Annotated in this window: 21 protein-coding genes; 14 read left to right on the forward strand and 7 right to left on the reverse strand. The window is 63.5% G+C overall.

Annotated features, from left to right (window positions below):
• The first annotated feature begins 4 nt into the window (after nt 1-4).
• Both IVB01_RS17735 and IVB01_RS17740 read left to right on the forward strand, forming a co-directional pair.
• The gene (locus IVB01_RS17735; RefSeq protein ID WP_247420221.1) at nt 5-1,444 is read left to right on the forward strand and encodes an amidohydrolase family protein; all 1,440 of its coding nucleotides are present in this window, start codon (nt 5-7) and stop codon (nt 1,442-1,444) included.
• A 145-nt stretch (nt 1,445-1,589) separates the two neighbouring features.
• Nucleotides 1,590-2,498 (forward strand): amino acid ABC transporter substrate-binding protein, encoded by a 909-nt coding sequence (locus IVB01_RS17740; RefSeq protein ID WP_247276877.1) that lies wholly within the window; start codon nt 1,590-1,592, stop codon nt 2,496-2,498.
• Nucleotides 2,499-3,268: 770 nt separating this feature from the next.
• Here IVB01_RS17740 and IVB01_RS35470 read toward each other — a convergent pair.
• From IVB01_RS35470 to IVB01_RS17750, 3 genes are all read right to left on the reverse strand, one after another.
• The gene (locus IVB01_RS35470) at nt 3,269-3,400 is read right to left on the reverse strand and encodes a hypothetical protein (protein WP_256464572.1); all 132 of its coding nucleotides are present in this window, start codon (nt 3,398-3,400) and stop codon (nt 3,269-3,271) included.
• 34 nt (nt 3,401-3,434) lie between these two features.
• Complete coding sequence (locus IVB01_RS17745) at nt 3,435-4,553, reverse strand: glycoside hydrolase family 172 protein (protein ID WP_247276878.1); 1,119 nt, start codon at nt 4,551-4,553, stop codon at nt 3,435-3,437.
• 105 nt (nt 4,554-4,658) lie between these two features.
• Nucleotides 4,659-6,284 carry a long-chain fatty acid--CoA ligase gene (locus IVB01_RS17750; protein WP_247494712.1) on the reverse strand — a complete coding sequence of 542 codons (1,626 nt, stop codon included), beginning with the start codon at nt 6,282-6,284 and terminating at the stop codon, nt 4,659-4,661.
• 175 nt (nt 6,285-6,459) lie between these two features.
• Between IVB01_RS17750 and IVB01_RS17755 the strand changes: the two genes are divergently transcribed.
• From IVB01_RS17755 to IVB01_RS17780, 6 genes are all read left to right on the forward strand, one after another.
• A complete protein-coding gene (locus tag IVB01_RS17755) occupies nt 6,460-8,313 on the forward strand; it encodes an NAD(P)/FAD-dependent oxidoreductase (RefSeq protein ID WP_247420217.1) in 1,854 nt (617 codons plus the stop codon).
• Nucleotides 8,314-8,353: 40 nt separating this feature from the next.
• Complete coding sequence (locus IVB01_RS17760) at nt 8,354-9,172, forward strand: lytic murein transglycosylase (protein WP_247276881.1); 819 nt, start codon at nt 8,354-8,356, stop codon at nt 9,170-9,172.
• 110 nt (nt 9,173-9,282) lie between these two features.
• A complete protein-coding gene (locus IVB01_RS17765; protein WP_091888574.1) occupies nt 9,283-9,504 on the forward strand; it encodes a hypothetical protein in 222 nt (73 codons plus the stop codon).
• Between the two features lie 12 nt (nt 9,505-9,516).
• Nucleotides 9,517-9,939 carry a hypothetical protein gene (locus IVB01_RS17770; protein WP_247276882.1) on the forward strand — a complete coding sequence of 141 codons (423 nt, stop codon included), beginning with the start codon at nt 9,517-9,519 and terminating at the stop codon, nt 9,937-9,939.
• Between the two features lie 436 nt (nt 9,940-10,375).
• Nucleotides 10,376-10,822: a MaoC family dehydratase gene (locus tag IVB01_RS17775; protein WP_247420213.1), complete on the forward strand. Its 447-nt coding sequence runs from the start codon at nt 10,376-10,378 to the stop codon at nt 10,820-10,822.
• 100 nt (nt 10,823-10,922) lie between these two features.
• A complete protein-coding gene (locus IVB01_RS17780) occupies nt 10,923-11,420 on the forward strand; it encodes a hypothetical protein (protein WP_247276883.1) in 498 nt (165 codons plus the stop codon).
• A gap of 247 nt (nt 11,421-11,667) precedes the next feature.
• On the opposite strand, the gene IVB01_RS17785 is transcribed toward IVB01_RS17780, so the two are convergent.
• Nucleotides 11,668-14,856, reverse strand: coding sequence for a multidrug efflux RND transporter permease subunit (locus tag IVB01_RS17785; RefSeq protein WP_247494713.1), 3,189 nt, complete (start codon nt 14,854-14,856; stop codon nt 11,668-11,670).
• Nucleotides 14,857-15,040: 184 nt separating this feature from the next.
• Nucleotides 15,041-16,285, reverse strand: coding sequence for an efflux RND transporter periplasmic adaptor subunit (locus tag IVB01_RS17790; protein WP_247420204.1), 1,245 nt, complete (start codon nt 16,283-16,285; stop codon nt 15,041-15,043).
• A 199-nt stretch (nt 16,286-16,484) separates the two neighbouring features.
• Here IVB01_RS17790 and IVB01_RS17795 point away from each other — a divergent pair, with 199 nt between their 5' ends.
• Nucleotides 16,485-17,087 (forward strand): TetR/AcrR family transcriptional regulator, encoded by a 603-nt coding sequence (locus tag IVB01_RS17795; RefSeq protein WP_247420201.1) that lies wholly within the window; start codon nt 16,485-16,487, stop codon nt 17,085-17,087.
• 73 nt (nt 17,088-17,160) lie between these two features.
• On the opposite strand, the gene IVB01_RS17800 is transcribed toward IVB01_RS17795, so the two are convergent.
• A complete protein-coding gene (locus IVB01_RS17800; protein WP_247276975.1) occupies nt 17,161-17,745 on the reverse strand; it encodes a DUF1349 domain-containing protein in 585 nt (194 codons plus the stop codon).
• 488 nt (nt 17,746-18,233) lie between these two features.
• Between IVB01_RS17800 and IVB01_RS17805 the strand changes: the two genes are divergently transcribed.
• From IVB01_RS17805 to IVB01_RS17820, 4 genes are read left to right on the forward strand one after another with little or no spacing between them, the layout of a single operon-like run.
• The gene (locus tag IVB01_RS17805; protein WP_247276887.1) at nt 18,234-18,530 is read left to right on the forward strand and encodes a hypothetical protein; all 297 of its coding nucleotides are present in this window, start codon (nt 18,234-18,236) and stop codon (nt 18,528-18,530) included.
• Nucleotides 18,531-18,546: 16 nt separating this feature from the next.
• The gene (gene guaD, locus IVB01_RS17810) at nt 18,547-19,944 is read left to right on the forward strand and encodes a guanine deaminase (RefSeq protein WP_247494714.1); all 1,398 of its coding nucleotides are present in this window, start codon (nt 18,547-18,549) and stop codon (nt 19,942-19,944) included.
• An 11-nt stretch (nt 19,945-19,955) separates the two neighbouring features.
• A complete protein-coding gene (locus IVB01_RS17815; RefSeq protein ID WP_247276889.1) occupies nt 19,956-20,933 on the forward strand; it encodes an antibiotic biosynthesis monooxygenase in 978 nt (325 codons plus the stop codon).
• A gap of 28 nt (nt 20,934-20,961) precedes the next feature.
• A complete protein-coding gene (locus IVB01_RS17820) occupies nt 20,962-21,864 on the forward strand; it encodes a ribonuclease Z (protein WP_247276890.1) in 903 nt (300 codons plus the stop codon).
• 15 nt (nt 21,865-21,879) lie between these two features.
• Here IVB01_RS17820 and IVB01_RS17825 read toward each other — a convergent pair whose 3' ends face one another.
• The gene (locus tag IVB01_RS17825; protein ID WP_247276891.1) at nt 21,880-22,731 is read right to left on the reverse strand and encodes an IclR family transcriptional regulator; all 852 of its coding nucleotides are present in this window, start codon (nt 22,729-22,731) and stop codon (nt 21,880-21,882) included.
• A 102-nt stretch (nt 22,732-22,833) separates the two neighbouring features.
• On the opposite strand from IVB01_RS17825, the gene IVB01_RS17830 reads away from it, so the two are divergent.
• Nucleotides 22,834-23,754: a dihydrodipicolinate synthase family protein gene (locus IVB01_RS17830; RefSeq protein WP_247276892.1), complete on the forward strand. Its 921-nt coding sequence runs from the start codon at nt 22,834-22,836 to the stop codon at nt 23,752-23,754.
• Nucleotides 23,755-23,763: the final 9 nt, after the last annotated feature.

Here is a 23,763-nt window from a genome sequence, read left to right on the forward strand (position 1 = left end):
GGTGATGGCCGCGGAAATCTCGGCGTCCAGCCTGTTCCGTGGTCCTGACCGCGGCGTTGGCGACAATGTCGTGCTCCGGCACGACGGTGGGACGATCACGGATGTCTCGGAAGGAGCGGGGACCGCCAGGGGCCGGCGCTCCTTCGTCATTCCCGCCTTCGTCAACGCCCACGACCACGCCCGCGCCACTGCGTCATCCTTCGGCGCCGTCGGCATGCCTCTGGAAAGCTGGATCCTGCGGACTGCACTCGGCACGCCGGTCGACCCATATTTGGCCGCGGCGTCCGCATTGGCTCGGTCGGCCAAGGCGGGCTGCGCGGCCGTGATGGTGCATTACACCCGTCCGAGCGGCATGATGCCCCTGCTGGACGAAGCCAAGGCCATTGCAAGAGCGGCGTCCGACGTCGGCATCCGCATTGCTTTTGCGATGGCGGTGCGCGACCAGAACCCGATCGTCTATGGCGATGCCGAACCGGTGCTCTCGGGTCTCTCCAAGGACGGTCGCAAGACCATCGAAGATATCTTCGTCCGCGCACCGATGTCACCGCGGGCCTATATCGAGCTGACCGACGCGATTGCCGCTGCCATCGCCGGCCCCATGGTCGACGTCCAGCTCGGGCCCGCCGGCGTGCAATGGTGCTCGAAGCCGCTGCTGGAAGCGGTGGCGGAAAGCTCGGCGCGGACCGGCCGTCGCATCCATATGCATCTCCTGGAAACCGTGTACCAGCGCGCCTGGGTTGATCAGCACTTCCCGGATATGGTGAGCTGGCTGCGCGACATTGGCTTTCTCTCGGAACGGCTGACGCTGGCGCATTGCATCTACGCCCGGCCGGATGAGCTGGAGATGATCGCGGCGGCCGGCGCGCGCATTGTCACCAATTTCAGCTCGAACATGCATCTGCGCTCGGGGCTCGCGCCGATTGCCGCCGCCCATAAATGCGGCTGCGCCATTGCGGTCGGCGTCGACGGGCTGGCGCTGGACGAGGATGACGATATTCTACGTGAGATGCGGCTGGTGCAGATGGTTCATGGCGGCCTCGGGTTCAAGCAGACTTGGACAGCGGCCGAGATGTTTGCTCTCGCCATTCGCAACGGCCGCCGCGCGACCGGTGCGCCCGGAAGTGGCGAGTTGGCCGCCGGCAATCCCGCCGACTACGTCGTGGTTGATCTCGACCGGCTCGACCGTGACCAGATCATGCCCGTCGATCCCATGGTACTGCTGTTTGCACGAGGCAACGCGTCGCTCGTCAATGAGGTCGTCGTCGCCGGCAGGACCATCGTGAGGGATGGCGCCTGCGCCGGCGTCGATCTGCCGGTGATCGAAGACGAACTGCGGGGCATGTATCGCGCCAATCTCGGAAAGTTCGCGAACTTCCAGCGGACGTGGCTGCCGTTGTCGGAGCGACTGTCCGGCTGGTTCGAGCAGCAGCTCACCTGCGGGTAAAGGGGGCATGACGCTTTCCTGGCGCTGCGGTACATCGAAAAGCGCGATAGCTGGTAGACGGCACCTGATCTGGTGATCGTTCCAGCTCTGGGCTATCACCTTGTATGATTGCGCGCCGGCGCGATGATCTCTTGAGGAGCCCCCGATGCGTCTACCGACTATTCTCCTGGCCGTCACATGTGTTGCAGCCGCAGCTTCAGCCGAAGACCTGTCGGGCACGCTCCAGAAGATCAAGGAGACGAAGAAGATCACGCTGGGCTATCAGGAGGCCTCGGTCCCGTTCAGCTATCTCGACGGCAACCAGAAGCCGGTCGGCTTTGCCATGGATATCTGTCTCAGGATCGTCGACGCCGCGAAACGGGAGCTCGGCATGCCCGACATCGCCATCGACACTCTCGCGGTGACGTCGTCGAATCGGATTCCGCTGATGGTGAACGGCACGCTCGATCTGCATTGTTCGGCGACCACCAACAATGCCGATCGCCAGAAACAGGTCGCCTTCACCAACACGCATTTCCTCAGCGCGACGCGGTTCGCGGCGAAGAAAGCCGCGAAGATCAACACCATCGACGATCTCAAGGGCAAGGCCGTCACCGCAGTGGCCGGATCGGTCAACCTGACGCAGCTCGCCAAGGTCAATACCGAGCGCAATCTCGGCATCAACGTGATGCCGGCCAAGGACCAGGCCGAGGCCTTCCTGCTGCTGGAGACCGACCGCGCCCAGGCCTACGCACTCGATGACGTGCAGCTCGCGGTTGCGATTGCGCGTTCGAAGGAGCCGCAGCTCTACATGATCAGCGAGGAGGCGTTCTCGAAGCCGGAGCCTTACGGGATCATGCTGCGGCGGGAGGATGCGCCGTTTAAGGCACTCGCCGATCGCGCCACCGCGGAGCTTTATGCAAGCCCCGAGATCGAGGTGCTCTACAAGAAATGGCTGCAATCGCCAACGCCACCGAACGGACTCAACTACAACGTTCCGATGTCACCGGCCTTGCGCAACGCGTTCAAAAGGCCGAGCTCGAGCGCCGATCCTGATGTTTATGTGGTGAACTGAGGCGAGGGCAGCTTTCACCTCTCCCGTAAGAAGAGGTGAAGACAGTGCGCCTGGCTGAGGATCAGCTCGCCAGCGAGCGCTGATATATCGCGACGTTCCGCGACGGTGGAGGTATTGGACTAACGCAGCGAGCAGATGGATCACGCTTGGCTTGGGGAAAACCAGCAACAAGCGTTTCAATGCCAAATCGTAGGGCTAATCCTGATTGGCGTATGTGAGTCGGAGAAGCTGTATGGGCGTTTGGTTTTTAGTCCTAGCAGCCTGCGTCGTCGGCACGTTGCTCCTTTTGGCATTCTGCCGATAGGGCCGACAGCGGATGCACTTGTTGCTGCGAGGCATCAGCGAGCCGCTGAATAGCGGTTCCAGGCCCGATCGCTTTTGACTGTGCATGGATGAGCGCGTTCACTTCCGGGATTGGAGGCGGACGTGAGTTGGTTGTTTGCGTTTCTCATTGCGGCGAGCGCAGTCGTTCTGATCGCTCATGCGATTGATGCGATGCGTTCCTGATATTCGCGGCGGTTCGGGTCGCTTGCTATGCAAGCGACGAGTGTCAATTCGAGGAACTTGACCTGTAGGTCAAGGTTGTCACAGCGGGAGGAATACGATCATGCTTGCATTCTATCTGCCGATTATAATCTTCGGAGCGATACTCGAAGGAATTTCGAAGCAGCGCGCATCTGCATCCATCCAGGAACCGCCAAGCGTCGATTAGACTGCGATCCCAATGCGTAGACCTTCGGTGCGCGCCAGCGGCTTCAGCTCCTCGACGGCTAGACCTTCCACGGTCCAAGTTCTTCGGCCTCGCGATAGAAGCGCTCCTCGTTCGGATAGATGTGCCGGTCCATGAAGCTCTCGAGCTTGCGATTGAGCTCGACGGCTTTTGGCGACATCGGGTAGAGCATCTTTCGTCTCCTTGATCGGTGGACGTCGGCTGGATCAGCCGATTTCGAGATAATCGGGCCCCGGAAGCTTGGGGAAAGGCGCGGTCGGCAACGTCTGGTACCAGAACGCGACCGAGGCGATGTCATCCTGCAATGGCAGGTATTTCGCCTCCGTGACGCCCGGCAGCCAGCCGAGCGCCTGGATGGTCACGCGCAGGTCGGAGCGGAAGCGCACGGGATCGGGGATGTGCCAGCGATATAGGCCGAAGCGCTGTTGCGACTTGTAGACACCGTCGGGGCGGATCACCTGCGGTAGGCCGGCATAGGGCGTCGTGAACTCCTGGTAGCGCGATCGCTGCGCCGGTCCTTGGCCGGAATGGGCGACATAGGGATCGAAATTGTAGGCGCCGCAGAAATAGTCCTCAGTGCCGGTGCCGCAAATCGTCGGGAATGCGCTGTCGCCGTCGATGTAGAATTTGATCTCGCCTTCGCCCCACCAGCCATTGTTGTTGACGCCCCAGGCCATGTAGGTGCCGACGTAATGGCCGGCGCCGCTGATGCCGTCGAGGATGGTATAGACTTCCTTGTACGGCAGCGGATTGGTGCGCCTGAACTGGGCATGGAAATAGGCGCAATCCTCGGGGACGTCGGTCAGGGTGTAGTTGATCTGGTAGTAGGCGGTGAGCTGCTCCTCGCTGCGGTTCTCCAGCGTGACGCGCGCGCGCCTGCGGAACGGCATCTCCCAGTAGCAGTTGAAGGCGCGCCCGGGATTGACGCAGACAGCGAGCGAGGACACCTGCGCAAACTCTTCCCATCCGCAGGCGAAGAAATCGCCGGCTGGGCATTCGACGCTCGGCAGCGTTTGATCATCCCAATATACGCGCAGGATCGAGTGACGCAGGCGTCCGCGCGCCAGCGTCATCCAGATCTGCTGGACTGCGCCCTGGCCTTCGATGTCGGCCAGCGTGAAGGTCGCGCCGGGCTCGATGACGACGTAGGGCGAGACCTTCCAGCCCTGGCCGAGATCGCGGGCCTGACGCGCAGCGGGGCCGTCGACGGACATGCCGCCCTTACCCTTCTCGCCGGTAAAGTTCTCGGGGCTGATTGAGCGCGTCTGCGCATGCGACAGCCGCGAGAGATTGCCGAGATGCAGGCCTAATCCGGAAAACGCCATGGGATCCTCGATGAGGGGTTAGCGACACCCGGATATATCGCCTGCGGATTAACCAAAAGGTGAAGACCGCGCACGGAATGAACCCAGGCCTGATCGGCCATCGGTTCAAGCGACGCGGTATTCCCTGAACTTTTCGCGCAGCGCGGATTTGAGCACCTTGCCGGTGCCGGTCATCGGGAATTCGTCCAAAAATTCGACCGCGTCCGGCAGGCACCAGCTCGCAATCTTGGGGCGCATGTGGTCGAGCAGGGCCTTGCCGTCGACGGTCGCGCCCTTCTTGCGGACGACGAGGAGCAGGGGACGCTCCTGCCACTTCTCGTGCGATATCGCCACCACGGCGGCCTGAAGCACATCGGGATGAGACAAGGCGACGTCCTCGAGCTGGATTGAGGAGATCCATTCGCCGCCGGACTTGATCACGTCTTTGGAGCGATCGGTCAACGTGACGTGGCCTTGACTGTCGATCACCGCCATGTCGCCAGTGATCAGCCAGCCGTCGCGGTCGAGGCCTTCGTCGAGCTTCATGTAGCCGGAGGCGACCCAGGGGCCGCGAGCGCGCAGATGGCCGACGGTCTTGCCGTCGCGCGGCAATTCATTTCCGGCATCATCGACGATGCGCAAGGTGGTGCCGAAGCAGGCGCGGCCGGACACCTGGCGCCGGTCGAACTTCTGCTTGTCGCTGAGGTGCTCCGAGCCCGGCCGCAGGCCCGGCATCGAGCAGCCCAAGGCCTCGGTCATGCCCCAGGCCTGGACGTAGTCGATATTGTAGTCGCGCTTGAGCTTCTCGACCATCGCGCGCGGCGGCGCCGAACCCGACGATAACGTTGCGCGCAGCGTCGAGAATTTGTTGCCGGTGCGCCCGAGCCAGTCGAGCAGGATCAGCCAGAAGCTCGGCACGCCCGCCGACAGCGTCACCTTCTCGCCTTCGAGCAACTCATAGAGCTTGTCGGGCTCGTAATTGCGGCCGGGCAGCACCAGCTTGGAGCCGGTATAGGGCGCGGTGAACGGCATGTTCCAGCCGTTGCCGTGAAACAGCGGCGCCATCGGCATCATCACCTCGCGCACGCCTTCGACATGGCCCGGCAGGAAGTCGAAACTGCAGCAGGTCATGGTCTGCAAGATCGCGGCGCGGTGCGAATAGATCACGCCCTTGGGATTACCGGTCGTGCCCGACGTGTAGCAGATGGTGGAGGCGGACTTTTCGTCGAACTCGGGCCAGGCGAAGCTGGCTTCCTTCTCCTTGTCCAGAAGCTCTTCATAGCAACGGAGGTTCGGCAGCTTCGTCTCCGGCATCCGTTCGCGCGAGGACATCACGACGTAGGCCTCGATCGTCGATAGTTGCGGCGCGATCGCCTCGACGATCGGCAGCGTGGCACGGTCGATGAACAGCAGGCGGTCTTCGGCGTGATTGATGATGTAAACGAGCTGTTCCGGAAACAGCCGCGGGTTGACGGTGTGCAGCACATAGCCCATGCCCGGAGCGGCATAGAACATCTCGAAATGGCGGTGCGTGTTCCAGGCCAGCGTGCCGACGCGGTCGCCCTTCTTCATGCCGAGCCGCTTCAAGCCCAGCGCCATGCGCTTGATGCGCGGATGGGCATCAGCATAGGTGTAACGATGGATGTCGCCTTCGATCTCGCGCGCGACGATCTCGGCCTCGCCGTGGTAGTCGGCGGCATACTGGATCAGGCCGCTGATCAGGAGCGGCATGTCCATCATCAACCCCTGCATGGTCTCCTCCACAGCCACGTCGTTGCATGGCCTACGCTTGTGATTGCGCGCGAGGTTAACGGAACGCCGCGCGACGTTCACGCAAAAAAGAAGGCGCGTGATTGCATGCCGCACTTTTTCAGGGCTAACTTCAAGCGAACGGCCGGCGAAGTGGTGTTTGCCGTGGAGGAGACGAATGTCAGCGGAAAAACACAAGACCGGTGCGGCGAAGGAATCTAGCGTCGATATCTCCGCCCTCCGTGCGCGCTATCGCGACGAGCGCGACCGCCGTTTGCGCAGCGAAGGCAAGGCACAATATGTCGAGGTGACCGGCGATTTCGCTCGCTATCTCGACGATCCCTGGGCCGATCCCTGCCTCACACGCGCACCTGTCAGCGAAGCGACCGAAGTTCTCGTCGTCGGTGGCGGCTTCGGCGGCCTCTTGTGCGGTGCGCGCCTTCGCGAGGCCGGCGTTGACGATTTCCGGATCGTGGAAAAGGCCGCCGATTTCGGCGGCACCTGGTACTGGAATCGCTACCCCGGAGCTGCTTGCGATACCGAAAGCTACATCTACCTGCCGCTCCTGGAGGAGACCGGCTACATGCCGGTGCGCAAATACGCGCGCGCTCCGGAGATCTACGAGCACTCCCGCCGCATCGGTCGTCATTTTGATCTCTACGCGCGTGCGCTGTTTCAGACGATCATCTCACGGATGGAATGGCAGGAGCAGGAGGCGCGCTGGCTGGTCGAGACTGATCGTGGCGATCGCATCTGCGCGCGCTTCGTCATTCTCGCCGGCGGTCCGCTGAGCCGGCCGAAGCTGCCCGGCATTCCCGGCATCGAGACGTTCAAAGGCCACAGCTTTCACACCAGCCGCTGGGACTACGCGTATACTGGCGGCACTGCAGAGGGCGATCTCACCGGCCTCGCTGACAAGCGCGTCGGGATCATCGGCACCGGCGCAACCGCCGTGCAATGCGTGCCGCATCTCGGGCGCTCGGCAAAGGCGCTTTACGTTTTCCAGCGCACACCGTCCGCTATCGGCGTTCGCGACGACCGTCCGACGGATCAAGCCTGGGCGCAAAGCCTCAAGCCCGGCTGGCAGCGCGAGCGCATGGACAATTTCACCGCGGTCATCTCCGGCGAACCGGTCGAACGGGATCTGGTCCAGGACGGTTGGACCGGGCTGCTCGGCGAGATCCTGCTGGCGCCGCGCCGCCAGCCCCAGCCGGTGACCTCGCTGGAAGAGGCACTCAGGGTGATCGAGCAGGCCGACTACCGCAAGATGGAGGAGATCCGCGCCCGCGTCGATACGATCGTGCAGGATGAGGCGGCCGCGGCGGCGCTCAAACCCTGGTACAAGGCATTCTGCAAGCGGCCGTGCTTCCACGACGAATATCTCGACACCTTCAACCGTCCCAACGTGCATCTCGTCGACACCAAAGGGCAGGGCGTCGAGTGCATCACCGAGAATGCGGTCGTGGTCGACGGTAAGGCCTACGAGCTCGATTGCCTGATCTATGCCAGCGGCTTCGAAGTCGGCACTGATTACGCCCGCCGCATGGGTTTTGAGGTCTATGGCCGCGATGGCGTCAGCCTGTCCGAGCGCTGGCGCGACGGCGTCAAGACGCTGCACGGCTTCTATAGCCGCGGCTTCCCGAATTGTTTCCTGATCGTCACGGTGCAGGCCGGTCAGAGCGCCAATTTTCCGCACATCATCGACGAGCAGTCGCAGCACATTGCCTATGTGATCGCAGAAGTGCGCAGGCGCAAGGCGCGAACCCTGGAGCCGACGCTCGCCGCCGAGAAGGCCTGGGTCGACGAAGTCGTCAAGGCCGCGCTCGGCCGGCAGACCTATCTCGCCGAATGCACGCCCGGCTACTACAATAATGAAGGCGTGTTCGATCCGATCGCGGCAAGAAACAGCCAATATTGGCGCGGGCCGGTGGCATTCCTGCGGCTGCTCGACACATGGCGGAAGGAGGGTAATCTGGCCGGGCTGGACTTGTCCTATGATCGCGCCATGGAGTCGGCGCCTCCGAGCGGGTAAGATTGCGCCGCAGATCGGTACAGGACGGGAGATAGTGGATATGATCAGGGGCAGGGCTGTTGCGGGGGCGGCTTTTGGCGCGATGGTGCTGCTTGGTTGCCTGGCACCTACGGTCGAGGCTGCGCAATGCGGCAGCTCGCCGGCGGGCTTCGAGGCCTGGAAGCGCGAGTTCAGTCAGGAGGCGCAGGGCAAAGGCATTGGCCCCACCGCGCTTTCGGCCTTAATGCAGACCAATTATGCCAGCGCCACCATCGCCGCCGATCGCGGCCAGCGCAGCTTTTCCCTGACGCTCGACCAGTTCCTTGCCAAGCGCGGCGCCGCCACCATCGTTGCCAAAGGCAGGCAGCTCAAGCAGTCGCAGGCCGCCTTGTTCGCCTCGATCCAGCAGCGCTACGGGGTGCCGCCCGGGCCGCTGATCGCGATCTGGGGCATGGAGACCGGTTTCGGCAGCCAGCGCGGCAACCAGAACATGCTGTCGTCGATCGCGACCCTCGCCTACGACTGCCGCCGTCCCGAATTCTTCACCGACCAGCTGTATGCCGCCTTGAAGCTGATCGACCGCGGCACGCTTTCGGGATCGACCCGGGGCTCCATGCATGGCGAGGTCGGCCAGACCCAGTTCATGCCCAAGAACATCCTGGCCTATGGCACCGGCAATCTCGAGGTGGCTGCCAACGCACTGAATTCGACGGCGAATTTCCTCAAAGCCCATGGTTGGCGCGCAGGAGCCGGTTACCAGCCGGGCGAGCCGAACTTCGCCGCCATCGAGGCTTGGAATGCTGCCGGCGTCTATCAGAAAGCGATCGCGCTGATGGGCCGGCAGATCGATGAGGGAGGAGGGGCGGCAGCATTGCGCTAAGCCGTTCAGCAAGGCGTGATGCGTCGATGCGAGAAAGTTGTTGCCATCAGGAACTGAGGGCACGAGGTTTGCTTTGATCAGGTTCAGGGGTGGGCATGAGGAGACTCAATATGGCAACCCAGATCGTGATGGACCAGACCGGCGATACACGCCACGAGTTTGATCCTGGCAATGCCGAAGCGCTGGCGCGAGCCGAACGGCGCTTTCGGGAGCTGACCGGAGCCGGCTTCACTGCGGCGCTGCGAACCGGGCCCGGCGAGGTCACCCGTATCAGATCGTTCGACCCGACCGCGGAAGAAACGCTATTCTATCCGCGCCTGGTTGGCGGTTGATCTGAGCTGCTCATGATTGCGGCAGTTTGGCTCCGCGCGCCGGCGCGTGCGCGTCTGCATGCGCTGCGTGAACTCTATCGGCGCTTCTTCGGCGAGAACACGCCGGATGCCCGTGGCCGCCGGCTGCTCTCCGAATGGCTGTCGCCCGCACAATGCGCGCAATTCGAGGAGCACCGGTATTTCGACGTCGTCGGCTGCGACACCGGCAAGACCTATCGCATTCATTACGGCACTGCCGCCAACGTCCACGAAATCGACGGTGAAGGCCGAGCGACCATGGGGTGGTGCTTCGTCCCGTCAGGCTTCCTCGTCCCCGGCGACGTGATGCTGGCGCAGAAGATCGCCCTTGAGACCGACGAAAGGGGAGCGCTTGCGCTCGCCAATCGGTTTCCGCCGGCAACGCATTCGGAGCACTTCTACCGGCGCCCATTCTAGCGCCGGAAGGACATGGATGCGCCTGATGCTCACCTCTCCCCAACGCGGCGAGGTGAAGTAAGCTTGACGATGTCGGTCAGGAGTGCGTGGTGCGGTAGGCATCCAGCGCATGCGCAGCGAAGACGCCAACACTGCAAAGGGCAAGCAGGGCAGAGATCAGCTCGATCATAGCACGTCCTCCCCCAGCGGCTGGGCGACGAGATTCTGGCAGCATGAATATTCGTAGATCAGGTCGAAGAGGAATTGCATGGTGGCCGTCCCTGTATTTATTTTGACAACCACTTAACCGGCCATCTGTTTCAGGCATGTTTCGTCGCATCGGGAAAGGGGTTTCGCCGGGAACCCCCGGGGCCGGTTTGTGCGCTGCGGTCCCGCTATTGCTCAAGCCTTTGAACCGTGACTTCGCAGGCGGTGCATCAGATTGCGAGGCAAAATCATGGCGCAGGTCGAATGGTTCGACGATCTCTCGGTCGGAATGCGGTTCAGATCACCGGAGGTCGAGGTCACCGAGGCCGACATCAAGCGGTTCGCTGCCGAATTTGATCCGCAGCCGATGCATCTCGACCACGAGGCCGCCAAGGAGACCCTGTTCAGGGGGCTCGCTGCCTCGGGATGGCACACCGCCGCAATTGCCATGAATCTTGCGATCCAGACCCGACCTTTTGGTCCGCATCCGCTCATCGGCGCGGGCGTCGATGGCCTGCGCTGGACGATTCCGGTGCGGCCCAATGACCGCCTCCATCTGGTCGGGGAGGTCATGAACCTGACGCCTTCGAAGTCGAAGCCGCAGGGCATCGCGTTGGTGAAGTGGACGATGTTCAATCAGAACGATGAGGAGGTTTACACCTTCACCCCGATCGCGATCGTGCCGCGGCGGAGCTGAGGCCGCCGGCGTCACCATTGACCTCACGCCGCGCCGGAGATGCTTCCGGGCGGCCGGCAGAGGTGGTCACCTCGGCCCCGGGGAAGAGCTGGAGGCAGAGATGAAACGGTTCCTTTTCGCAACTAGCTTGCTCGCGGGTGCCTTGAGCACCGGCGCGGCGCCCGCGCAACAATCCAGGGCGGGCGACTGGACCATCGAGAAGCGTACGCAGGATACCCATTGCAACGCGAGCCGGGGCTACAAGGATAAGGACGACGAGGACCGCGACTACGTCATCGTGATCACCTATTCCGACAAGGCCATCGTGATCGTCATGATCTACGACGGCTGGGAATGGGACAAAATCGGCGAGATCCTCCGGGCCGACGTCGGCACCGATGACGCCGACATCATGAAGAAGGCGAAGTGGGAGGTCATGGACAAGACCACCGTGCGCGGCATCTTCGAATACGATCAGTCGATCATGGACCGGCTGTCGAAGGCCAAGCGTCCCGCGCTCGATTTCGAGGACGATGAGGATGACAGCATCGAGATGCAGATCCCGCGGGCCGGCGAAGCGCTGGCGGCGTTGAAGTTCTGCGAGGAGAACAGGAAGTAGAGACCTGATACCGGCAAAGAGCCGGCGAGCCTGCTGATGATGGCGTGCAGCATCGGCGTGCAGGCCACCCATTTGTGGGCGCTCCGGCGCAATATTCGGTCGGCGAAGGTCTTCGTCGACTTGGCGATCAGCCTGCCGGCCTGGTTCGCGGGATCTGGGCTCGGTGTGATCGCGTCCACCGCGTCAACGAGACGGTCTTTCGCAAGACCGTGCTCGTTCTGTTGCTGGTATCGGGGATTTCCTTGATCTAGTGCCCCAAACCCTGAACCGGTGCCGCGCTGGTGTCGCTGCCGTGATGCGTCAGCGGCTTCATGCCGGTGACGGTGCGTAGCAGCACATAGAACACCGGCGTCAGGAACAGGCCGAACACGGTGACGCCGATCATGCCGGAGAACACGGCAACGCCCATGGCGCGCCGCATCTCCGAGCCCGCGCCGGTGGAGAGCACCAGTGGCAGCACACCCATGATGAACGCCATCGACGTCATCAGGATCGGGCGCAGCCGTAGCCGGCTCGCCTCGATCGCGGCGCGGAGCGGCGTGCGGCCTGCGAACTCGAGCTCGCGCGCGAATTCGACGATCAGGATCGCGTTCTTGGCCGAGAGGCCCACGAGGACGATCAGGCCGATCTGGGTGAAGACGTTGTTGTCGCCCTTCGAAATCCAGACCCCGAACATCGCGGCCAGCAGGCCCATCGGCACGATCATGATGATCGAGAGCGGCAAGGTCAGGCTCTCATAGAGTGCGGCCAGCACCAGGAACACGAGCAGAATGGCCAGCGGAAACACCCAGACGCCGGAATTGCCGGCGATGAACTCCTGATAAGTCAGATCGGTCCATTCGAAGGCAAAGCCCGGCGGCAGCACTTCCGCGGCGATCCGCGTCGCCGCCTCCTGCGCCTGGCCGGAGGAGAAGCCGGGAGCGGCGGCCGCATTGATGTCGGAGGACAGGAAGCCGTTGTAGCGGATCGCGCGCTCCGGCCCCGCGCTCTGGCGGATCGTGAGCAGCGCCGACAACGGCACCATGTCGCCCGAGGACGAGCGCACCTTCAACTGCGTGATGTCGTCGGCGCGAGCGCGGAACGGCGCGTCAGCCTGCACGCGGACGGAATAAGTGCGGCCGAACTTGTTGAAGTCATTGACGTAGTAGGAACCGAGGTAAATCTGAAGCGTGTTGAACACCTCCGTCACGGGCACGCCCAATTGGAGCGCCTTGGTGCGGTCGATGTCGGCGAACAGCTGGGGCACGTTGACCTGGAAGCTCGAGAACACGCCGGCGATCTCCGGGGCCTTCTGCATCGCCGCCATGAACGCCTTGGTCGCCTCGTTCAGCGCCTCATAGCCGAGACCGGCACGGTCCTCGATCTGGAGCTTGAAGCCGCCGATGGTGCCGAGACCATTGACCGGCGGCGGCGGGAACATGGCGATAAAGGCTTCCTGAATCCCCGCATATTTCTTGTTCAGATCGGCCGCGATGGCGGGGCCGCTGAGCGAAGGGTCCTTGCGCTCGTCGAACGGCTTGAGGGTCGAGAACACGATGCCGGCATTGGAAGAGTTGGTGAAGCCGGAGATCGACAGGCCCGGGAAGGCGACCGAGCTCTCGACACCGGGCTGGGTCAGCGCGATGTCACTCATCTTGCGGATCACCTCTTCGGTGCGGTCGAGGGTGGCACCATCGGGCAGGCGGGCGAAGCCAACCAGATATTGCTTGTCCTGGCCCGGCACGAAGCCGCTCGGCACCTGCTGAAACAAGAGGGCGGTGAGGCCGACCAGGACCACGTAGAGGCCCATCACCGCGGCCTTGCCCGAGATCACTCTGGTGACGCTGCCGCTGTAATTCTCCGAGGAGCGCGTAAAACCCTTGTTGAAGCCGCGGAAGAACCAGCCGAGCGTCTTTTCGAGGATCAGCGTCAGCTTGTCTTTCGGTTCGTTATGGCCTTTCAGCAGCAGCGCCGACAAGGCCGGGGACAGTGTCAGCGAGTTGACCGCGGAGATCACGGTCGAGATCGCGATCGTCAACGCGAACTGCTTGTAGAACTGCCCGGTCAGGCCGGAGATGAAGGCGAGCGGCACGAACACCGCGACCAGCACCAGCGCGATCGCGATGATCGGGCCGGAGACCTCACGCATCGCCTGATAGGTGGCATCGCGCGGCGATAGCCCCGCCTCGATATTGCGCTCGACGTTCTCGACCACGACGATGGCGTCGTCGACGACGATGCCGATCGCGAGCACCAGGCCAAACAGGCTGAGCGCGTTGATGGAGAAGCCGAACACATGCATCACTGCGAATGTGCCGACGATCGACACCGGCACGGCCAGAAGCGGGATGATCGAGGCGCGCCAAGTCTGGAGGAACAGGATCACGACCAGCACCACCAGCGCAATGGCCTCCAGCAGCGTGTGGATGACCGCTTCGATCGACGAGCGCACGAACTGGGTCGGGTCGTAGACGATCTGATAGGACACGCCCTCGGGCATGTTCTTCTTGATCTCGGCCATGGTGGCGCGGACGTGGTCGGAGATCTCAAGCGCGTTGGAGCCCGGCGCCTGGAAGATCGGGATCGCGACCGCCTGCTTGTTGTCGAGCAGCGAGCGCAGCCCGTATTCGGACGCGCCAAGCTCGATGCGAGCGACGTCGCGTAAGCGCACCACTTCACCACGCGCGCCAGTCTTGACCACGATGTCGCCGAACTGTTCTTCGTTCGCGAGCCGCCCTTCGGCATTGACGGAGAGCTGGAGATCGATGCCCTTGACGTTCGGGGAGGAGCCGACGACGCCGGCGGCGGCTTCGACGTTCTGCGCCTGGATCGCCCTCACGATGTCGCTCGCAGTCAGGCCATGCTCGGCGGCCTTCTGCGGATCGACCCAGACCCGCATCGAATAATCGCCGGCACCATAGAGCTGCACGTCGCCAACGCCGTCAATCCGCGCGAGCCGGTCCTTGACGTTGAGCACCGCGTAGTTGCGCAAATACGTCATGTCGTAGCGGCCGTTCGGCGACAGCAGGTGCACGACCATGGTGAGGTCGGGCGACGATTTCTTGGTGATGATGCCGAGCTGGCGCACGACGGCGGGCAGGCGCGGTTCGGCCTGCTGCACGCGGTTCTGCACCAGCTGCGTTGCCTTGTCGGGGTCGGTGCCGAGGCGGAACGTCACCGTCAGCGTCATCGCGCCGTCAGTGGTCGCCTGGCTCGACATGTAGAGCATGTTCTCGACGCCGTTGATCTGCTCCTCGATCGGCGTCGCCACCGTCTCCGCGATCACCTTGGGGTTGGCGCCGGGATAGGTCGCGCGTACCACGACGGACGGGGGCACGACATCGGGATATTCCGAGATCGGCATCGCGAACAGCGAGATCAGGCCGGCAAGGAAGATCAGGACCGACAGCACGCCGGCAAAAATAGGACGATCGATGAAGAATTTTGAAAGATTCATGGCTTTGCCCCTGGGCAATGTCTTCCCGCGTCTCCGACCCCCTCCGCCGTCATTCCGGGGCGCGAGCGAAGCCCGCGATCCCGGAATCTGAAGGTGAGATGGTCGGAGTTTCAAAATGTCGAGATTCTCAGGTGCGCGCGTGCGCACCGTAGTTCGTGCTACGCGCACCCCGGAATGACAGACACTAGCGTTGCACCACGTCCTGGTTGCTGTGGTTGGATGCCTGCTGCGGCCCTCGCGCGCCCATCGCTGCCACCTCCGTCTTGAGCAGGGCGCCGGGACGCACGCGCTGCAAGCCATTGACGACGACGCGGTCGCCGGGCTTCAGGCCCGAGGTGACGACGCGGAGCCCATCGACGGCGCCGCCGAGCGTGACCGGCCGGTAGACCGCGCGGCTGTCGTCACCGACCGCCATCACGAACTTCTTGTCCTGGTCGGTGCCGATCGCGCGCTCGTCGATCATGACCAGCGTCTGCTGCTTCGGTTGCCCCATGCGCACTCGGGCGAACTGGCCGGGGATGAGACGGCCGTCCTCGTTGGGGAAAACCGCGCGGACGCGGATGGTGCCGCTCTGACCGTTGACCTGGTTGTCGATCAGCTGGATGTGGCCCTTCGCCGAGAGGCCGCCGGAGGTCGTCATCTCCACCGGGATCTGGTCGAGCTTGCCGCGTTGGCCGGAGCCGTCTGCAATGGAATTCAGCGCGCGCAGCACCACCTCTTCGTCCGCGTCGAACGAGGCGTAGATCGGATTGACCGAGACCAGCGAGGTCAGCACGGGAGAGGCGGTGCCGGCGGCGACGAGATTGCCGACCGTGACCTCGATCTTGCCGACGCGGCCGTCCACAGGCGCGCGCACCTCGGTGTAGCCGAGATTGAGCTTTGCGGTCTGCAGCGTTGCCTCGGCCGCCTTCACGTTGGCAATCGCTTCACGACTGGCATTCTCGCGCTGGTCGTAGTCGCGCCGCGTCACCACGGCGTTGCCGACCAGCTGCGCGCCGCGCTCGAGCTCGCTCTGGGTAAAGACAACGCGCGCCTTGGCGGCTTCGAGCTGGGCGTTGGCCTTGTCGACCTCCGCCGCGTAAGGCGCCGGATCAATCTTGAACAGCACGTCGCCGGCCTTCACCAACGCACCTTCCGTGAAATTGGTCGACAGGATCGCCCCCGCGACGCGGGGGCGCAGCTCGACTCGGTGGATGGCCTCCAGCCGGCCGGAGAAATCGTCCCACAGCACAGTTTGCCGCGGCTCGATCATCGCGACGGTGACGGAAACGGCTTGTTCGGCTGCGGCCGCCGGTGCGGTCGCTTGCGCCGCGTGAAAGTAGCGGCCGGTCGCGATCGAGCCGGCGGCGGCGAGGGCGCCTACGATGGCGACGCCACCGAGGAGGCGGCGGAAACGGCCGGTGCGGGCGGTATTTTGGGAGGGGTGCATTTGCGCGCTCCAGATATGTAGTGTTCACTACAGATGTGGAGCTGGATGCCGCAGTGCAAGATACTTATGTATCATTCACGAAGAAAATTGTACGTCGATACCGCGACGATTGGAAGACACAAGAAAAAGAAAGCCAGAACAACTAGATAAGATCAGGCGTTAGGTCACTACAGGGCGCCAATTCCGAGGAGACAGGCACATGGGCATGGGACGCCCCCGCGAATTCGACGCCGAGACGGCGTTGGATCAGGCGATGGAAGTGTTTTGGCGCCATGGTTATGAGGGCGCGACCATTGCCCAGCTCACCGAGGCCATGGGCATCAATCCGCCGAGTCTCTACGCCTGCTTCGGCAACAAGGAAGGCCTGCTGAAGGCCGCGCTCGACCGCTACACCAAATTGCGCGCCGTCTGGATGGACGAGGTGGTCGCGGCACCCACCGCCCGCGCCGTCGCCGAGCGGATGCTGATGGGCATCGCCGACAAGCAGACCGATCCGGCGAATCCGCCCGGCTGCCTGCTGGTGCAAGGCGGCATCGCCTGCGGTACGGGCTCCGAGAACGTCCCGTTCGAGCTCGCCGCCCGCCGCGCCCAGAACGAAGACCAGCTCCACGACCGCTTTGTTCGCGCCAAAGCCGAAGGTGATCTGAAGGAAAGCGCCGATCCCGCCGCGCTCGCGCGCTACGTCTCCGCCGTCGCGGTCGGCATGGGCGTGATGGCGTCCTCGGGCGCGGAACGCGAGGCGCTGCGGCAGGTGGCAAGTGTCGCCGTACAGGCGGTCGAGGCGCAGTCGGAGCGAGAGTAGAGGCGAGCGGGACGGCTCTGTGGTGAACGTCGATCTGTCCGCGCGACAGCGAGCGAGATTGCAGAACGGCCACTTAGCTCAGGTCGTGTAGGTCCTTTCCAAGCGGCGGTGTCAGATGAAACGTCGAGAATACGACTTCTAGCCCTGCCCGTTCCGGTGTGCAGGCCATGGGCCCCACAAGATAGGAGCTCGCTGCCGGAAACGGTGCTAGCCGCATCAGAGGCCAGTACTTGCCGTCGGCCGAAACTTGCAAACGAAGGACGCCGTTGGCGACGGTCGCGCGCACCCAAAAATCGCCAGCATCATGCTCATAGGATGCCGTGGCCCAGTCCGATCGCTCGTTGGTTAACACGCTCGCGAGCATGGCGCGGTCGTCCGAGAGTTCGATCCCGGCCTTGACCCAATGCTCCGCGTCGACGCGCACCATGATGCCCGCCTGATCGTAGAGCGCCTGGAAGTCGCCCTGAACGCGTAAACTGGCGGTGAATGCTTCGCCGGTTGGAAAGCCCAGGAAATGCCCGCTGTCGCGATTAAAGCCATAGTGGGTCTCGCGCCAGAAGTCGGTGCCTTTGTCAGTGATGATCTTTAGGCTCTCGCCCTCAGCCGTCCATCGTTCCGGTTCATTCAGCCACACACCGTCGGTTCTGCGGAGAGTCATCTCTAACCTCGATTGCCGACGCCTGCCGGACTCAATCCATCTGCCGGACAAGCGTGGCGTTGTGCAAACCGAGATCGAGCGCGGATTAAATGCGCTGCCTCGCGTCTTCGACAATTGACCTGATGTCGAAGCGCGCGCGTTCGAAGCGGCGATGCCTTCCGAAACGTTAACGGCGTCGGCGCGATGTCGGATTTCACGATCGGCGATCATGCAAGTCTGTGCCTGTTTTGCCCGACGAGTCAAATGGCCTGGCTGAACGCTTCGGCCTGAAATTCATCAATGATTTGTACTGTGCATGGGGTTGTTTTCGCGTTTTTTGTTCTGAGCCCTCCGGCCACGGCATCAGCGGTCAAGTCTCCGCATGGATACGGTAACTCCTAAGGGTTTTTACACACAGTTCTGGCACGCTCCGTGCGTCAAGATCCGCAACCTGTATCGTCGCCTCTCGTTGCGGGCACGAAAGACGCGGCCGGCGGAGACCGAGGGGCGTGAGCCATGACTGCACCTGCTTCCGACGCCGGGCGCGCGAACGGAAGGGTCGTGCCGATCCTGCTGGGCGTCGTGCCGTTCAGCCAAATTCCAAGGACGAGCGCAGCCACGGCCTGTTCGGCGGTCTCATCAGCGCGCCCTGCCATCTCGCGGTGAGCGGCGCCATGGCGATCGCGGCGGTGCTGCCTGAAGCGACGCAGGCGCCGAGCAATTGGGTTTATCTCGGCCTCTGCACTGTTGGGGGCACGCTGCCTGCGATCGCGCTGCCCTCAGCGGGCCACGCCACACAGACTTAGAGGAAGGAACCAAATCATGACCTCCGTCGGTATTCGCGGCACGTTCTTCGACTTCGTCGACGATCCCTGGAGGCACATCGGCAACGAGCAGGCCGCCGCGCGCTTTCACCAGGACGGCCTCATGGTCGTCACCGACGGCGTCATCAAGGCGTTCGGCCCGTATGACAAGATTGCCGCCGCGCATCCGGGCGTGCAGATCACCCATATCGAGGACCGCATCATCGTCCCGGGCTTCATCGACGGCCACATCCATCTGCCGCAGACCCGGGTGCTCGGCGCCTATGGCGAACAACTGCTGCCGTGGCTGCAGATGTGGATCTATCCGGAAGAGCTCAAATACAAGGACCGCAACTATGCCCGCGAGGGCGTGAAGCGCTTCCTCGATGCGCTGCTGGCCTCCGGCACCACGACGTGCCAGGCGTTCACGAGCTCGTCGCCAGTGTCGACCGAGGAGCTGTTCGAGGAGGCAGCCCGCCGCAACATGCGTGTGATCGCGGGCCTCACCGGCATCGATCGCAACGCCCGGGCTGACTATGTCGACACGCCCGAGAACTTCTATCGCGACAGCAAGCGGCTGATCGCGCAGTACCACAACAAGGGCCGCAACCTCTATGCCATCACGCCGCGCTTTGCCTTCGGTGCCTCGCCGGAGCTGCTGAAAGCGTGTCAGCGCCTCAAGCATGAGCATCCGGACTGCTGGGTCAACACCCACATCTCCGAGAACCCGGCCGAATGCAGCGGCGTGCTCGTCGAGCACCCGGACTGTCAGGATTATCTCGGCGTCTACGAGAAGTTCGATCTCGTCGGTCCGAAATTCTCCGGGGGCCATGGCGTGTACCTCTCGAACAACGAGTTCCGTCGCATGTCGAAGAAGGGCGCCGCGGTGGTGTTCTGCCCGTGCTCGAACCTGTTCCTCGGCAGCGGCCTGTTCCGCATTGGCCGCGCCACCGATCCGGAGCATCGCGTGAAAATGTCGTTCGGCACCGACGTCGGCGGCGGCAACCGCTTCTCCATGATCTCCGTGCTCGACGATGCCTACAAGGTCGGCATGTGCAATAACACGCTGCTCGACGGCAGCATTGATCCGGCGCGCAAGGATCTCGCTGAAGCCGAGCGCAACAAGCTCTCGCCGTATCGCGGTTTCTGGTCGATCACGCTTGGCGGTGCCGAAGGCCTCTACATCGACGACAAGCTCGGCAATTTCGAACCCGGCAAGGAGGCTGATTTCGTCGCGCTCGATCCGAACGGCGGGCAAGCCGCGCAGCCCTGGCACCAGTCGCTGATCGCCGAGGGCGGCGGGCCGCGCACGATGGACGAGGCTGCGAGCATGCTCTTCGCCGTGATGATGGTCGGCGACGATCGCTGCGTCGACGAGACCTGGGTGATGGGCAAGCGTCTCTACAAGAAGAGCTGAGGCGGCTGCTCATGAGCGCATCTCCTGATACGGCCGGACAGCCGGTCGCCCTCGTCATCCAGCGCCGCATCGCCGACGACGGCTTCGCCGCGTTCGCGCGGTGGAACGGCGAGGTCGGCGACGTGCTCAAGGCCTGGCCCGGCTTCCTCAGCCAGGAGGTGGTGCCGCCGCAACCGCCGGCGCATGTCGACTGGGTGACGATCCTGCGCTTCGCGAGCCCGGCGGCAGCCCGCGCCTGGCTTCAGAGCGATGTGCGGGCGCGGCTCATCGCGGAGGTGCAGCGCTTCTTCGTCGGTTCGGAGGATGTCCACATCCTGCCCGACACCGGCGTGCCGCGCGAGAGCGCAGTCTCTGCCGTGATCTCTTTCAAGGTGCCGGACGGACTCGAGGACGCCTTCCTCAAATGGCAGCAGCGCATTCAGGCCGCGGAGGCCGAGTTCAAGGGATTTTTGCGCCACAAGATCGAGCGACCGATTCCGGGCCTGCACGACGAATGGATCATCATCCTGTCGTTCGACTGTGATGCCAACCTCAATGCGTGGCTGGACTCGCCGTTGCGGCAGTCGCTGCTGAGGGAAGGCGAGCGCTTCAACGCCGGCATGAGCGTGAAGCGGGCGAGCTACGGCTTCAATTTCTGGTTCCCGGCCGGCAAGGCGGCGGAGCAAGGACCTGGCCTGATCTGGAAGAGCAATCTCATCGTCCTTCTGGTGCTCTATCCCGTCGTCTACCTCTGGGGCTACTTCATCAGCGCGCCGTTGATCGACAGCCACGGCGTGCCGGTCTGGCTGTCGCTCTTCGTCGGCAATCTCGTCAGCACCCAGCTGCTCGGCTGGTGGCTGGTGCCCGCCGCCTTCAAGGCGCTCGATTGGTGGATCGCGCCGAAGGCGAGGATCGGACGCCAGATCGCAGGATACGCACTCCTCGCCGCGCTCTATGCCGCGTCGATGGGCTTGTACGCGCTGCTGCTCGCATGGCATTGGGGGCGGTGAGACCGTCCACAGCTGGACACGTGAGACCATGTTCGCCCTGACATTTCTCGGAACCTCGGCCAGTGTTCCGTCGGCGGAGCGTAACCATCCGGCGCTCCTGGTCGAGGCGGCGGGCAAGCGCGTTCTGGTCGATTGCGGCGAGGGCACGCAGCGCCAGTTGCTGCGCGCTGGCGCCGGCTTTCGGCGGCTCGACCGCATCCTGCTGACGCATGCCCATCTCGATCACGTGCTCGGCATTCCCGGTCTCTTTTCAACGCTGGGGTTGCGGCAGAGCGCCGACATGATGACCGTTCATGCAGGGCAGCGCACGCTCGACCTCGTCGTCCGCCTGCTCGCAAGCCTGTGGGGCGCGGGCAGGGCGCCGATCGCGGTGGAGTTCGCGCCGCTGACCGAAGGGCAGGTCATCGATGCCGGCGCCTTCACCATCGGCTGCTTTCCGGTTCGCCATCGCGACACCGACAGTTTTGGCTTCGCCTTCCAGAGTCCCGCCCGCCGCCGTCTTCGGCCGGAGCGCCTTGCTGAGCTGGGCGTTCCAGACGGGCCGATGCGGGGAGAATTGGCTGCGGGACGAGCAGTCGTGCTCGCTGATCGAACCATCGACCCGGGAGACGTCCTGGGGCCGCCGAGCGGCGGCAGGAAGCTCATCGTGATCGGCGACACCGAAACGACCGAAGACCTCTCCAAATACGTTTCTGGCGCCGATCTGCTGGTGATCGAGGCAACGTTCCTCGATCGCGACGCATCGACCGCGCGGGACTATGGGCACCTCACTGCGCGCGATGCGGCTGCATTTGCGGCCGAAACCGGCGTCGGCCAGCTTGTGCTCACGCATCAGTCGGGCCGCTATGACGACGATGAGGTCCTTGCGGAGGCAGCCAGAATTTTTCCGAACACCCGGATAGCTGCCGACTTCGACCGCATTGCCGTCTAGCACTCGCGACGGCGTTCAGGTCGTCAATCCCGACTTGATGGCGAGGTCCTGCACCTGGCGCGTCACCTGCATCAGGCGCGGGAGCGCCTGATCGCGAAAGGCCGGCATGTCCATGCGCACCGCATCGATGGTGACGCTCAATCCCCCGATCGCGAGCCCCTGAGCGTCGAAGATCGGCGTTGCCAGCGTGCGCAGGCCGTAGGCGTTCTCGCCGTCGGAGACGGCGTGCCCCTTCTTTTTCACCTGGTCGAGTCGGGCGAGCAGGGCGTCGAGGTCGGTGAGCGTTCGCTCCGACAGCTTGACGCGCGGTCGCGACTCCAGCCGCTCGATCTGCTCGTCCCGCGCCAGATGCGCCAGCATGACATGGCCGAGCGCGGCGCTATAGGCCGGGATTCGCGTGCCCGGCCGGCGATCCATCTTGTGACGATCGAGGCCCGCGCCGACCCGTGCGAGATAGACCACGTCGCCGCCATCGAGGATGCCGAGCGAGGCCGCATCGCCGACATCAGGAACGAGGTCGCGCAGCAGCGGCTCGACGATCGGCCGCAGCGATCCGTGCGACAGCACGGTATAGCCGAGGTCGAGACAGGCAACGCCCAGGCGAAACCGGCGGCTCTGCGGAACGGCCTGAAGGTAGCCAAGTTCGATCAAGGTCTGGATCAGGCGGAATGCGGTGCCGCGATCGAGGTCGGCCCGTGCGGCAATCTCACTCAGGGTGAGCTCGAAGGCTTCGCCGGTGAAGCTCTTGAGCACGGCAAAGGCCTTGCCGACGGATGCGACGTAGTTCTTTGGATTCGTTGCGCCAGCGCCCGGTACGCGTTTCGTGGCCTTCTTTTCGACCTTGGGCACGTGCGAATGTCTCGCCATGACATGTCCCCTTGACGTGGCGGCAAGCTGATTTTACCACGGGCCAACTGCATAACAAATGTTCGCATTCCGAACAATATCGATTTAAGGATGGGAGGAAGTTTGTCGACATCATCGCTGCACCCTCATGGCGTGTTCTCCGCCGCGCTGACGCCGCTCGACGCCGAGCTCGCTCCCGATCATGCGCGCTTCGTCGCGCATTGCCGCTATCTGCTCGACCAAGGCTGCGACGGCATCGCGCTGCTCGGCACGACCGGCGAGGCGAACTCGTTCTCGGCCGCCGAGCGCATCGCGCTGCTCGAAGCGGTGGTGGCCGCCGGCATCGCGCCGCAGCGGCTTCTTCCGGGCACCGGTGTCGCCGCGCTCAGCGAGACCATCGCCTTGACGCGTCATGCGCTCTCGGTCGGCGTCGACACCGTGGTGATGCTGCCGCCGTTCTACTACAAGGGCGTCACCGACGACGGCATTTTCGCATCCTACAGTGAGGTCGTGCAGCGCATCGGCGATGCCAGGCTCAGGATCGTGCTCTATCACATCCCGCAGATGTCAGCGCAGCCGATCTCGCATGCGCTGATCGAGCGATTGCGTGCGGCCTATCCGGCGACGTTCACCGGCATCAAGGATTCCTCCGGTGACTTCGTCAATATGACCGCGATGGTCGAGCGCTTCCCCGGCTTTTCGGTACTGGTCGGCGCCGATCCGTTGCTGCTGCCGCTGCTCCGCAAGGGTGGTGCCGGCTGCATCACCGCGACCTCCAATCTCGTCGCGCGCGACCTTGCCTATGTCTATAAGCATTTTCGCGACAGCGACGACGACGCCGCCCTCAAGGCGGCGCAAGCGCGTATCGTCAAGGCGCGCGAGTTGGTTTCGCGCTTCGCACAGATGGCGTCATTGAAGGCGCTGGTGGCCGAGCGCACCGGCCATGCCGGATGGCAACGGCTACGTCCGCCGCTGGAATCCTTAGCGTCGGCCCAAGTGAAAGAGCTGCTTGCGGATGCCGCCGCATTCGCAGCCGCCGTTTAGTCGCGACGC

This window comes from Bradyrhizobium sp. 164 (assembly GCF_023073715.1).
In the GTDB taxonomy this organism is placed as follows: domain Bacteria; phylum Pseudomonadota; class Alphaproteobacteria; order Rhizobiales; family Xanthobacteraceae; genus Bradyrhizobium.